This is a genomic window from Acinetobacter sp. ANC_7588, assembly GCF_056783995.1.
The window spans coordinates 269,717-282,109 of the sequence record NZ_JBWYIU010000002.1 but is presented as its reverse complement, the minus strand read 5'-3'; the positions used below and the strand labels follow the sequence as shown (position 1 = coordinate 282,109).

Sequence of the window (12,393 nt, the reverse complement as noted above, 5' to 3'; positions counted from 1 at the left end):
TATATTAAGTAGGTGTTGAATAATATAAAAATAATCTAAACTTATTATTAATTTATTATAAAAAATCTTTAATGTTTTTGATCACCTCACTTGGTTTTTCTGCATGTAACCAATGTCCAGTGCCATCAATCGTCACAAATTTAGCTTTAGGATATTGGAACCGAATAAGATCGTTATCACGCTCGAGATTAATATAATCGGATAATTCTCCTTTTAAAAACAAAGTTTCATTCGATTGTGGATTAAGACGTTCCCATGACAAAATCTGAAAATATTGTTGTTTAAGTGCATCTAAGTTGAATAGCCAATGTCCATTGCGGAAAGATTTGAGCAGAAATTGAATAACGCCAATTTCATTAATATATTTCTGCATCAACTCGGTTGCCTCCTTTCTTGAAACAACTTGAGCTTTTTGAACTTCTTCTAAAGCTTTGAAAATTTGATCATGATGAGATTTTTGATAAGCGACGGGTGCCATATCAAGTACAATCAACTTAACTACTCGATGTGGTACAAGGTTTGCTAAGTGCATGGCAACTTTCCCCCCCATCGAATGACCAATGATGTGAAATTGTTGCACATTCATATCATCTAAAGTTTCTACAACATCTTGCGCCATGAGTTGATAACTCATTTGATTAGAATGAGGTGATAAACCGTGATTACGCAAATCAATTTGGATGACATCATGCGTTTCCTGAAATGCTCTCGCGAGCATGCCGAGGTTCGATAAACTACCAAAAAGACCATGAATCAGAACAAGAGCAGGTTGACGTTGATTCGCATTTGATTTGGTGATCTCAGCATTTAGTCGCATATATATACTCAAATAGCTTTAAAAATGTGATTCAAATTCTAACAGTAGAGTTTGTATTTTGGTGTTAGTTTAATTTTTATTTATATAATTCAGTAAATTAAAGACAATCAAAAAAATTCGGTTATAAGTAAAAGTATTGAGTTTTATAAAAATTAGTCCTGTAATTCGATCTTGTGATCGTGCGGAAATTATATATATTATCCGATTAAACTTTTTACTTTGAACATTTTAGGAAATTTAGACCATGTTTCATCATGTAGATGCTTATGCAGGTGACCCTATTCTTTCACTTATGGAAGAATATAGTAAAGATGAGCGTACTCAAAAAGTGAATTTGAGTATTGGTCTATATTATAACGAAGACAGTATTGTACCTCAGTTAAATGCGGTCAAAGCTGCATACAAAAATATTGAACCGAGCAACGATAAAGTTAAACTTTATTTACCAATGGATGGTTTGAAATCTTATAACGAAGCGACTCAAGCATTAGTTTTAGGTCCTGATAGTCAAGCACGTAAAGATGGTCGTGCTGTCACGATTCAGACACTTGGTGGCTCAGGAGCACTTAAAGTCGGTGCTGATTTTTTGAAAAAATATTTCCCTGAGTCAGATATCTGGGTAAGTCAGCCAACTTGGGATAACCATATCGCAATTTTTAATGGCGCTGGTATCCAATCTCATTTCTATCCTTATTTTGATGCTGAAACAAATGGCGTTAACGTTCCAGCAATGCTTGAGGAATTAAAAACACTAAAAGCAAAAAGTATTGTATTACTTCATCCTTGCTGCCATAACCCAACTGGTGCAGATTTAACGCCAGCAGAATGGGATCAAGTGATCGAAGTACTTAAGACGAATGATCTTATTCCATTCCTTGACATCGCTTACCAAGGTTTCGGTAAAGGTCTTGAAGAAGATGCATACCTTATTCGTGCTTTAGATAAATCAGGTATGAATTTCATTGTGAGTAATTCATTCTCAAAAATCTTCTCACTGTATGGTGAGCGTGTCGGCGGCTTAACATTTGTCTGTGATGATAAAGCTACTGCTCAAAAAGTGCTTGGACAATTAAAAGCAACTGTACGCCGTATTTATTCTAGTCCAGCAAGCACAGGTGCATTGTTGGTTGAAAACGTGTTAAACAACGCAGATCTAACTGCTCAATGGCAAGCTGAATTACAAGAAATGCGTGAACGTATTATTAAAATGCGTGAATTGTTAAATGCTAAATTGAGTGCGGCTCTGCCTGAACGTGACTTTAGCTATCTAGTAAAACAACAAGGTATGTTCAGTTATACAGGTTTGACTGGCGAACAAGTGGATATTTTGAAAGATAAATATGGTATTTATTTAGTCCGTAGTGGCCGTATGTGCGCAGCAGGATTAAACTTGAATAATATTGATTATGTGGCTGAATCAATTGCAGAAGTTTTGAAAGCTACCGCTTAAAAACAAAAAACGGGCATATCGCCCGTTTTTTATTGCCCAATTAAAAATGTACAACTGTACGGATTGATTTACCTTCGTGCATTAAGTCAAAGGCTTTATTAATGTCTTCTAGCCCCATAGTATGAGTAACAAAAGGTTCTAATTGAATGTCACCCTTCATCGCATCTTCAACCATTTTTGGTAATTGAGTACGACCTTTTACACCACCAAATGCTGTACCCATCCATTTACGTCCAGTCACTAATTGGAATGGACGAGTTGAGATTTCTTGACCTGCACCAGCCACACCGATAATGACAGATTGCCCCCAACCACGGTGTGCACATTCAAGCGCTGAGCGCATTACGTTTGTATTACCGATACACTCAAATGAATGATCAACACCCCAGCCAGTCATCTCTACAATGACTTGTTGAATAGGTTGATCATAGTCCTTAGGATTGAGGAAATCTGTAGCACCAAACTGCTCAGCCAATTTAAATTTTTCTGGATTAGTATCCACTACAATAATTCGGCCAGCTTTGGCTTGTTTAGCACCTTGAACAACTGCTAAACCAATACCACCTAAACCGAATACAGCAACAGTGTCACCTTCCTGTACTTTAGCAGTATTGTGAACCGCACCAATACCAGTCGTTACGCCACAACCCAATAAACAAACGTGTTCAGGGTTTGCTTCAGGATTAATTTTTGCTAACGATACTTCGGCAACAACTGTGTATTCACTGAATGTTGAACATCCCATATAATGATAAATAGGTTCGCCGTTATAAGAGAATCGAGTCGTTCCATCAGGCATAACACCTTTGCCTTGAGTGGCACGTACAGAGACACATAAGTTTGTTTTATTTGATTTACAGAACAAACATTCGCCACATTCTGCAGTATAAAGCGGAATGACATGATCACCTGGTTTTACACTGGTTACACCCTCACCAACTTCAACCACAATACCTGCACCTTCGTGACCCAGTACCGCAGGGAATACGCCCTCTGGGTCTTCACCAGAAAGTGTAAATGCATCAGTATGACAAACACCTGTATGCGTAATTTTCACCAATACTTCACCAGCTTGTGGTGGAGCAACATCTAATTCAACAATTTGTAATGGCTGACCTGGACCGAATGCCACCGCTGCACGAGATTTCATGATGAAAACTTCCTTTGTAAATTAAGATTTAACAGATAAGTTACAGTAACCGCTTTTGATAAAAACATTCAACTATTTGATTGATGATATTATAGCCATACAACTGAATAATAAGATTTAGGAACGACAGCTTTGATGCTTATGTTGCGATATATATTGTGTTTACTCACATTCTTTATTTTAACTGGATGTAATTTGGCGATGAATACAAGTATAAAACAAGCCCCAATCCAACCTCATACCACACATTGGCTCAGCAATACACCAGAAACAAGACGCAATATTGAACAAGGTTTAACCGCATTTTTACCACTTCATGATCCTTTTATGAGTATGGCCTCACGTGTTCACTTAATACGTGAAGCGCAACATACGATCGATTTACAGTACTATATCTGGGAAAATGATGTGATAGGTCAGCATTTATTGTCTGACCTACTCAAAGCAGCTGATCGTAATGTGAAGGTTCGACTGTTAATTGATGATCAAAATGGCACTCAATTAGACTCGACCTTAAGTGCATTGTCTAAACATCCTAATATTGAAATTAAACTATTCAATCCCTACAAATTTCGCAGCTTTAGAGTTTTGGATTATGTGTTTCGCTTTAATAAAATCAATCATAGAATGCATAACAAATTGATTATTGCTGATGGAGCGATTGCTGTTACTGGGGGGCGTAATATCAGTAATGAATATTTTGATGCCAGTGACAATTTTCAATTCGCGGATATGGATATTTTATTTGCAGGTCAATCAGTTTCAGCTGCAAACACGGTGTTTCACCAATTTTGGAATGATGAGCTGAGTTATAATATTCAGCAAATAATTCCTCAGTCTCAAAAAGAATTAGCGTATTTAAGATCGCATTATTCAACCAAGCAAAATTTTCAAGGTGCTGAAACTAAAAAACGTATTGATCAAGCAGAACGTTTTTTAGAAGAAAATTTAAAAAAACATCCTATTCGTTGGTCTAAAGCTCATTTTGTTGCAGACAGCCCCAATAAAATCAGAGCGAAAGCTCAATCTCATGAACTGCTGTTTAATCAGTTCAAATCCATTATGGGGAAACCTGCTCAAGAAATAAACTTGGTGTCTGCCTATTTTGTTCCTACTGTTCATGGTGAGTCTTTCCTCAAACAATTGAGTGAGCAGAATGTCAAAGTTCGAGTTTTAACAAACTCATATTTGGCAAATGATGTCCCGATTGTTCATGCATTTTATCAAAAATATCGAACCCCACTCTTAAGGTCAGATGTAAAACTTTACGAGTTTAAACCTTATATTGAACGGTCTGATCGGACTTGGTATGAAATTATGACGGGTAATGTTATTCCTGCGAAAGGAAAAAATGCGTCGCGTCTTCATGCTAAATTTTTTACTGTAGATGATAAAGTTTTTATTGGAACATTCAATTTTGATCCACGTTCAGCGTATTTGAATACTGAACTTGGACTGATCATTGAGTCAGCCGATTTTAAAACAGAGATATCTCAATCTTTAGATGAAAATCTTCCCAAAGTTGCCTATCAACTACATTTGGATGCACATCAAAACTTAAGATGGGAAGAACAACGAGGTGAAGAAAAGTTAATACATGATCATGACCCTGAAACGACTCGTTTTCAGAGATTTATGTTCAAGTCTTTGTCCTATCTCCCAATCGAATGGATGATGTAAATTCTTTGTTGTGACTGGTTTGTACAACCAGGATAAATTGCATTATTATTCACGTTTTATTTTTTGAACCCTTGGTTCTACTCTACTCCCATGCAATTTTTTGATCTTAGTCGACAGTATAATCTGAACGACATACTCACCCCTTTTTTATCACTTGAAGATTTATCTCAGCATGAATGGTATTTAGCTAAAATTAGTGTTGATTATGATTGCCTTACTGATGAAGACTTAGTTGAAGGTTCTATCACGTTAAAATCTAACCATAATGTTCAAATTGAATTGGCTTGGTTAATTTTAGACAATGGTCATGAGTTACAAGTTTTTTTCAAAGGCATTGAAACCTCTGTCTCAGAACAAACGCTCGTGATTGTGAAGGGTGCCCGCTTAGTTGATGAAGAAGGACAAGAATTATCTGCTCAAGCATTATCTTTATGGATTGATGGTACTCTACTCAATATGCTTCCACATATTCGTAAAGAAATTAAATCACGTTTAAACTTGTGGGATTATGTAGATTATGATGTGTAATAAGCATCTCGATTGACTTTAACAGGTTGTTAAATTAATCCAATTGACTGGAAAAGTTCACGATAGTATTCGGCTTTCTTTTCAAGAGCTAAAGGATAAGCTCTTGAAGAAGATGGCATACGATGAATTCGGATATCTTTGTTATCAAATTGCAGATCCACGACTGTACCCATTTTAACTTTAGTGTGTACAGACGCATTCATTGACTTTAATAAGGTCTCAGTTGCTTTATCACCTGTGGTCATAATATCTCGACAATATGGAATTTTTTTAAGCAATAGAAACATATCTGTCGGTGTAACGATTTCTAGAAATTGATCTGAGGCATTGTCTTTCAAACGCCGTACTTGATAGGCTGTATCAAATATTGCAATGCCCAACTCATTTAGAAAATCTTTCAGCATTTGCTCTTTGAATTGTTTATTTTCACGGTCTAGAAAATAATGAGAGTCTTGAAAAAAGATCAACCCATATATTTTCCACATATCATTTTGAAAATTCGGATAATAAAAATCCATTTTCCATCTTGCTTTCGGCGGAGGAAAACTGCCAAGCATGAGCAATTTGGCTTGTTGAGGTACAAATGGCTCAAGTGGATGTGTTTCGATATCACTCATATCAAATTTCGGTCTAACTTTTCGATCTACAGTGATTTTGAATAATCGAACTAATTTTTTTTGCCCAAAGCTGATAGATTTCTTTACTTGGATGAAATCCATCCTCAGCCATCTTCAAATTGAGTTGTTTATACTCATCCAAATCATATTTAACCAATTCAAATTTTGGTTGTGGTTCAATCCAATTTTCCAATTCAACATTCATTTGATGGGCATATTTTCCAAACAACCAAGCTAAAGGATTTGGTAATGCAGGAAACTCATTCATCGGTGGAACTCCAGTCGCGATAATGAGCTTGGGTGAAAATTTCTCAGCGATCAGTGAATATAATTGTTCTTGTAGGCAGATCCATTTTTGTGGTGAGATGAGCTGTGTTACATCATTGACCCCTATCGAAGTTACTACAATATCAAACTGATCGTTATTAATAGCCTGTATAGTTCGAATTACATCTGAAGTACGATTTCCAGTTTTTGCAATTAATGACCAGCGAATTTGAAAATGATCTCTTAGTTCTTGTAACAATGTTCCGCTTAGCGCATCTTCTTGAAATTGCACACCCACACCAGCAGCAGCTGAATCACCTAAAATTAAAATTGATATTTGAGGGCCATTACCAACCAAACCATTTCTTTCCCCCAAAGCTTCTGCTAAACGAGGTGTATTTTTCTTGACTTGGTAACCTTGCACAAGTAAAGCTGGAATGAGTGCGATTGTCGCTAATTTAAGAAACATGTATTTGATTTTAGGTTTTGATATTTCCTATTTTAAACGATTTTTTGATATTTTCATTGCTATTTATTATTGAAAATAATTATCATTTACATAATTAATTCAAAGCTAAAATCCATGAATCATCCTATCAAATTTTTTTGTATATTGATGTTAGTGAGTTCCGCAGTAAGTGCTGATCTCTCTGTAAATCATTCATTACAAGTCAGCACTCAATCCTATGCCCCTGTATGTGAGGATATGGATGCTAAGAGTAAGGTGCTTCAACAAATCCAAAAACAGATTCAGATGTATCCTGATCAAAAAAATCATCTCCTCGATCAATTTTGGTCGGAAATTCGTAAAAATCAAACCCCAATAATTGAAGATTTTAATGAAACACACCAACGTGTCATTTATTTATATCGTGGTGCAAAACACAATGTGCGATTAATCGGTGGTCCGAGTAATGATCATGAGTGGTTAACTCGACTTAAAGGTACTGATATTTGGTTTAAAGAAAGTATTGTCGATTCAAGATTTATCGGAAGTTATAGTTTTGCTGTGGATTCACCGAATATCGATGGATATTTATCAAATTACTGTCCACATTTAAACCCAAATTTAAAAGAATCACGAGATCAGCGTCGATCTATTTTAAAGGTACAACAACTCGACCCTTTCAATCCTCATAAGTGGTTTGATTCTAAAAACATTGCCTTAAAAACGAATACCACGCTGAGGAATGAAAATATCGCAAAACTCAGTCGAGCGCCCAATTTTATTGATCCAACTCAAATGGCTGAAAAAAGTGAAAAACAATTAACTTCTTCCGTGTTGAAAAGTAAAGTTTTGGGAAATGATCGTCTTATTCAGATTTATGCAACTCCACCTCAAGTCGGAAAATCATATATCACTCTGATTTTTTTTGATGGTGAACAATATGCGCATTTAGTTAAAGTTCCCCAGATATTAGATCAGTTGGTTGAACAACAGCAACTCCCACCTATACAGGCTGTTTTTGTTGGACACCCAAATGATCAATTACGTGCTAAAGAACTTAGCCCCAATCCAGAATACACACAGTTTTTTCAAGAAGAATTATTGCCTTGGATGAGTCAACATTTGCCCAACCAACGTGATCACAACAAAACAGTCTTATTGGGTTCAAGTTTAGGTGGTCTGAGTTCTGCTTATTTGGCGTTAAAAACATCCAATGATATTAGTCACGTCGTGTCACTTTCTGGTTCATTTTGGTGGAAATCTGATCCAAACGATACAATCAATGGTATGAGTAAACTGATCAGAGCTTCAACATTAGACAATACAAAGAAACTCAATTGGTATATTTCAGCCAATAGCTATGAAAATTCGAGACAAAATAATAGCTTAAGCATTCTAGAAACCTCTCCGATTGTCGCTCAGGATTTAATCGATCAGGGACACAATGTTCACTATCAAGAATATATAGGCGGACATTCATATGCCGTTTGGCAAATCGTCATACAAGATGCTTTGAAATATTTCTTTAAAAATAAATCCCACTAAATGTGGGATTTATAAGACGTTATTTTAACTCAGCTTATTGACGAGCTGAAGCGGTAAAACCTTCATTGCAAAACCCAATGGCAACCATGGCCACTTTGGTACATATGCTTTGACTGGTTGCTTTTCGATTGCTTCAGCTAATAGTCGTGATCCTGTGGCTTGATCGACCTCGAAAGGTAATTTTCCAGCACCTTCATTAATTTCAGTTCGAATGTAACCAGGATAAATCGTTGAAACTTTAATTGGTGTTCCAAGAAGTTCAGCCCGAATCCCTTCGGCTAAATGCGCAATTCCCGCTTTACTGGCAGCATAAGCTGTAAGATGTTTTGGCATACCACGCAAAGCACTCATCGACGAAATTACAACTAAATGTCCTGAATTTTGAGATCTAAAAATTTCGACCGCTGCTTCACATTGTGCCATCGCAGAAATAAAATTAGTTTCAACTGTTGCTTTATTAATCGCAAAATTACCTTTACCGATACGACGTCCTTCGCCCACACCAGCATTGACTATCACTCGATCGATAGTGCCTAGCTCATCTTTAAACTCTTTAAATACACGGAAGACTTGCTCATCATCCGTGACATCCAATACCTTCGCACTTACTTTTACCTGATAGCGTTGTTCTATTTCATCTTTTAAAGCATACAACCTTTCTAAACGACGTGCACAGATCGCTAGGTTATATCCTTTTTTTGCAAACTCTTGTGCCATCCCAGCACCGATACCTGAGCTTGCACCTGTAATTAATATAGTTTTGTTCATTCCATTTTCTCTCTATGGCATATAGCCTTGATCAAATCCATGTGAGCAAATCACGATCTTGTTCTTTTAAATAATGATGTTCATTTAAACTGAGTAATTGTGGTTCTGTACCAACCAATCTTAAGGTGGTAAAACTGGTATTGGTGATTGCCCAGTTCAATGCAAAAGTTTTGTCTGCACTTAAACCAAGTAAATGCCCTGCAACAACAGATATAACACCACCAGACGTATAAACTACGGCATAGCGAGGTTTTTCCTTTTCAAGTTGTACACATAGTTTGTTCAAGCCTTGAAGTACTCTTTGCTGAAATTGAAGCCAGCTTTCGTCATAATCATGATGATGATCACCATTGGTCCAACGTTGAATTGCACCTTCAAAAATTTTTCCTAAATAGGCACGTGGATCTACCGCTTGACTAACATCTTTTTTAAGTAATGCAGGATCTGCAAAACGTGGTTCATATTTTGCAAACACTTGTTGATGATTGAACTCGTTCCAATGTGGATCGATATCAATCTGACTGTCAGGAAAACACTCTTTCAAAGAGATTTCCGCCGTCTGCTGATGACGTTTCATCGAGCCAGCTAATACATAGGGCTGCTCTTGTATTAACTTTTGAAAATATTGTCCCAACACACGTGCTTGAACTTCACCTTTCTGAGAAAGCTGATCATAACTTTCAGCACCAAATGAAGCTTGACCATGTCTGACCAAATATATTGTCGTCATCTTGGCAGAATATCCTGTAATTTTGCGAGATAAGTTTTTGCAATTTCATTCGCTTCAAGCTTTTGTATACCTATGAGTTTTAAAGCACGAATATGTAATGCATGAATCACAATCCAAAAATCCTTAAATGCAGGATTATCCGTTTGTTTATGGTAATAACGATAATAAATTTGTTGTGCTATGACCGCTAATCTAAAGATCCCAAATACTTCATAAAACGTCCAGTTAGATGGCTTTAGTCCTGTTTTTTCAAGGTAATAATCCACAACTTCTTTACGTGTAAACATGCCTTTAAGATGTGTAGGTTGTCGACGTGTCGATTTAAAGATCATATTGTCGTTTTCTTCAACCCAATATGCTAAGGCTGATCCTAAATCCATAAGTGGATCACCAATTGTCGCCATTTCCCAATCCAACACCCCGATGACCTCAGTAGGCTGTTGAGGATTCAAAATGACATTATCAAAACGCCAATCGTTGTGAATAATACAGTTGGTTGAATCCTCAGGAATATTGTCTTTAAGCCAATTTCTTACAAACTTAAAGGTCGGTACATTGATGGTATGGGCTTTGTCGTAGCGACTGTCCCAACCCTCGATCTGACGACGGCAGTAACCCTCACCTTTTCCAATTTTTTCAAGTGCTGTTCCTTGATAAGGAACTTGATGCAATTCAATCAATTTGTCTAAAACATTTATACAAAGCTGATGCACATCAAATTCAGTGAGTTTTAGTTCTGGTGGAAGCTTTGCCCTTGGTATAATTCCCTCGATTCGCTGCATCACATAAAAATCGCATCCGAGTACAGATTCATCCTGACATAATGTCAGCATTTTGGGCACGACTGGATATAGATCTTTTAAAGCTTTCTGAACATTATGTTCTCGAACCATATCATGAGCAGATTTGGCCTTGGTTCCTGTGGGTGGTCTTCTTAATATCAGATCTGCATTGCTATATTTGAGCCGGTATGTCCAGTTTGAAGCTCCACCAGAATATTGTGTAACTTCTACAGGCTCAATCACTTCCACGCCATTTTGATTTAACCAGTTTGTGACTGAAACGATATCGAGCTCTTCACCACGTCTGACTTGCCCTGCTGTATCTATAACTGACATATTTCTTCCTTAAATCGAGTGCTCATCTTATTGAGAATGACGAGTTGAAAAACCACGTTTCGCAAGTTCCAATTTTGCAATCATGCCTTTATGCACCTCATCTGGCCCATCTGCCAAACGTAATGCACGCGCTTGTGCAAAAAAACCTGTCAATGGCGTATCTCTAGATAGACCTGCACCGCCGTGAATTTGCATTGCCATATCGACAACTTTTTCCAAAACACTAGGTGCAACGACTTTAATTGCAGAGATTTCAGTGAGTGCAGCCATATTGCCCAGTTTATCCATTTTATATGCCGCATATAAGGTCAAAAGACGTGCTTGATCGATGGCAACACGCGCTTCCGCGACTCTTTCCAAATTACCACCAAGTTTCAAAATTTCCTTACCGAATGCTTTTCTTTGCATTCCACGATCAATCATTAATTCCAATGATTTCTCAGCAGCACCGATACAACGCATGCAATGATGAATACGTCCTGGACCAAGTCGCCCCTGTGCAATCTCAAACCCTTGACCTGCTCCACCAATAAAATGAGTGACTGGAACACGAACATTATTAAAGGTTACTTCTCCATGACCGTGTGGCGCATCATAATCACCAAATACAGGTAACATTCTTTCAATTTTTACGCCCTCAGTTTCAACTGGAACTAAAACCATTGAATGTTGTTGATGTCGACCTTTATTTGCGTCTGGTGTATGTGCCATAAATATAATGATTTTTGCATTAGGATCGCCTAAACCCGAAGACCACCATTTGCGTCCATTTAAAACAATTTCGTCTCCCTCAATTACAGCAGTGGCTTGCATGTTCGTCGCATCTGAAGAAGCAACTTCTGGTTCAGTCATGCAAAATACGGATCGAATTTTTCCGTCTAAGAGAGGTTTTAACCATTGCTCTTTTTGTTGTTCTGAGCCATAGCGCCAAATTAACTCCATATTACCGCTATCTGGCGCATTACAATTGAAAACCGTAGGAGCCAATAAACTACGGCCAGTTAACTCAGCAATGTGTGCATATTCTTGAACTGTTAAACCTTGACCAAATTCTGGGTCTGGTAAAAAAAGATTCCACAAATTTTGCGATTTAGCTTTTTGTTTGAGTACTTCAAGTTCTGCTGGCCACATCCATGATGTCCAATCATCACTTGAATTTAATTGATGAGCTTTATGCCAAAATTCTTGTTCTATAGGCTCTATTTCGTCTTGAATAAAGCGTTGTGCTAAATCATAAAAGTGTTTAGCTTTTTCCGTTAATTGAAACATTAATCC

The 12,393-nt window shown here is 37.1% G+C and carries 12 protein-coding genes; 4 read left to right on the top strand and 8 right to left on the bottom strand.

From position 1 onward, the window contains the following. Positions 1–55: 55 nt before the first annotated feature. The gene (locus tag AC1M9J_RS03680) at positions 56–817 is read right to left on the bottom strand and encodes an alpha/beta fold hydrolase (protein WP_481587912.1); all 762 of its coding nucleotides are present in this window, start codon (positions 815–817) and stop codon (positions 56–58) included. Positions 818–1,061: 244 nt separating this feature from the next. Here AC1M9J_RS03680 and AC1M9J_RS03675 point away from each other — a divergent pair, with 244 nt between their 5' ends. After that, positions 1,062–2,267, top strand: coding sequence for an amino acid aminotransferase (locus tag AC1M9J_RS03675; RefSeq protein ID WP_481608615.1), 1,206 nt, complete (start codon positions 1,062–1,064; stop codon positions 2,265–2,267). Positions 2,268–2,307: 40 nt separating this feature from the next. Here AC1M9J_RS03675 and AC1M9J_RS03670 read toward each other — a convergent pair whose 3' ends face one another. Further along, a complete protein-coding gene (locus AC1M9J_RS03670; protein WP_092766302.1) occupies positions 2,308–3,417 on the bottom strand; it encodes an S-(hydroxymethyl)glutathione dehydrogenase/class III alcohol dehydrogenase in 1,110 nt (369 codons plus the stop codon). 135 nt (positions 3,418–3,552) lie between these two features. Between AC1M9J_RS03670 and AC1M9J_RS03665 the strand changes: the two genes are divergently transcribed. Then, the gene (locus tag AC1M9J_RS03665) at positions 3,553–5,097 is read left to right on the top strand and encodes a phospholipase D family protein (RefSeq protein ID WP_481608614.1); all 1,545 of its coding nucleotides are present in this window, start codon (positions 3,553–3,555) and stop codon (positions 5,095–5,097) included. Between the two features lie 90 nt (positions 5,098–5,187). Next, the gene (locus tag AC1M9J_RS03660; RefSeq protein WP_481595276.1) at positions 5,188–5,625 is read left to right on the top strand and encodes a hypothetical protein; all 438 of its coding nucleotides are present in this window, start codon (positions 5,188–5,190) and stop codon (positions 5,623–5,625) included. A 29-nt stretch (positions 5,626–5,654) separates the two neighbouring features. On the opposite strand, the gene AC1M9J_RS03655 is transcribed toward AC1M9J_RS03660, so the two are convergent. Next, positions 5,655–6,242, bottom strand: coding sequence for a uracil-DNA glycosylase family protein (locus AC1M9J_RS03655; RefSeq protein WP_481587908.1), 588 nt, complete (start codon positions 6,240–6,242; stop codon positions 5,655–5,657). A gap of 13 nt (positions 6,243–6,255) precedes the next feature. After that, on the bottom strand, positions 6,256–6,978 hold the full coding sequence (locus AC1M9J_RS03650) for an SGNH/GDSL hydrolase family protein (RefSeq protein WP_481587907.1): 723 nt from the start codon (positions 6,976–6,978) through the stop codon (positions 6,256–6,258). Between the two features lie 147 nt (positions 6,979–7,125). Here AC1M9J_RS03650 and AC1M9J_RS03645 point away from each other — a divergent pair, with 147 nt between their 5' ends. Next, the gene (locus tag AC1M9J_RS03645) at positions 7,126–8,502 is read left to right on the top strand and encodes an alpha/beta hydrolase-fold protein (RefSeq protein ID WP_481597090.1); all 1,377 of its coding nucleotides are present in this window, start codon (positions 7,126–7,128) and stop codon (positions 8,500–8,502) included. A gap of 24 nt (positions 8,503–8,526) precedes the next feature. Here AC1M9J_RS03645 and AC1M9J_RS03640 read toward each other — a convergent pair whose 3' ends face one another. Genes AC1M9J_RS03640 through AC1M9J_RS03625 form a run of 4 tightly spaced genes read right to left on the bottom strand, consistent with a single transcriptional unit; the run spans position 8,527 to position 12,387 of the window. Next, positions 8,527–9,270 carry an SDR family oxidoreductase gene (locus AC1M9J_RS03640; RefSeq protein WP_179997992.1) on the bottom strand — a complete coding sequence of 248 codons (744 nt, stop codon included), beginning with the start codon at positions 9,268–9,270 and terminating at the stop codon, positions 8,527–8,529. Positions 9,271–9,301: 31 nt separating this feature from the next. Further along, positions 9,302–10,000 carry a histidine phosphatase family protein gene (locus AC1M9J_RS03635; RefSeq protein ID WP_481951905.1) on the bottom strand — a complete coding sequence of 233 codons (699 nt, stop codon included), beginning with the start codon at positions 9,998–10,000 and terminating at the stop codon, positions 9,302–9,304. Beyond that, a complete protein-coding gene (locus AC1M9J_RS03630) occupies positions 9,997–11,118 on the bottom strand; it encodes a phosphotransferase family protein (RefSeq protein WP_481608610.1) in 1,122 nt (373 codons plus the stop codon). Before AC1M9J_RS03630 ends, AC1M9J_RS03635 begins: the two co-directional genes overlap by 4 nt. A 27-nt stretch (positions 11,119–11,145) precedes the next feature. After that, positions 11,146–12,387: an acyl-CoA dehydrogenase family protein gene (locus tag AC1M9J_RS03625; protein WP_481590971.1), complete on the bottom strand. Its 1,242-nt coding sequence runs from the start codon at positions 12,385–12,387 to the stop codon at positions 11,146–11,148. Positions 12,388–12,393 lie beyond the last annotated feature (6 nt).

Coding starts and splice junctions, on each gene's coding strand:
- AC1M9J_RS03680 (WP_481587912.1), bottom strand. CDS start 817: ATGCGACTAAATGCTGAGATCACCAAATCAAATGCGAATCAACGTCAA.
- AC1M9J_RS03675 (WP_481608615.1), top strand. CDS start 1,062: ATGTTTCATCATGTAGATGCTTATGCAGGTGACCCTATTCTTTCACTT.
- AC1M9J_RS03670 (WP_092766302.1), bottom strand. CDS start 3,417: ATGAAATCTCGTGCAGCGGTGGCATTCGGTCCAGGTCAGCCATTACAA.
- AC1M9J_RS03665 (WP_481608614.1), top strand. CDS start 3,553: ATGCTTATGTTGCGATATATATTGTGTTTACTCACATTCTTTATTTTA.
- AC1M9J_RS03660 (WP_481595276.1), top strand. CDS start 5,188: ATGCAATTTTTTGATCTTAGTCGACAGTATAATCTGAACGACATACTC.
- AC1M9J_RS03655 (WP_481587908.1), bottom strand. CDS start 6,242: ATGAGTGATATCGAAACACATCCACTTGAGCCATTTGTACCTCAACAA.
- AC1M9J_RS03650 (WP_481587907.1), bottom strand. CDS start 6,978: ATGTTTCTTAAATTAGCGACAATCGCACTCATTCCAGCTTTACTTGTG.
- AC1M9J_RS03645 (WP_481597090.1), top strand. CDS start 7,126: ATGTTAGTGAGTTCCGCAGTAAGTGCTGATCTCTCTGTAAATCATTCA.
- AC1M9J_RS03640 (WP_179997992.1), bottom strand. CDS start 9,270: ATGAACAAAACTATATTAATTACAGGTGCAAGCTCAGGTATCGGTGCT.
- AC1M9J_RS03635 (WP_481951905.1), bottom strand. CDS start 10,000: ATGACGACAATATATTTGGTCAGACATGGTCAAGCTTCATTTGGTGCT.
- AC1M9J_RS03630 (WP_481608610.1), bottom strand. CDS start 11,118: ATGTCAGTTATAGATACAGCAGGGCAAGTCAGACGTGGTGAAGAGCTC.
- AC1M9J_RS03625 (WP_481590971.1), bottom strand. CDS start 12,387: ATGTTTCAATTAACGGAAAAAGCTAAACACTTTTATGATTTAGCACAA.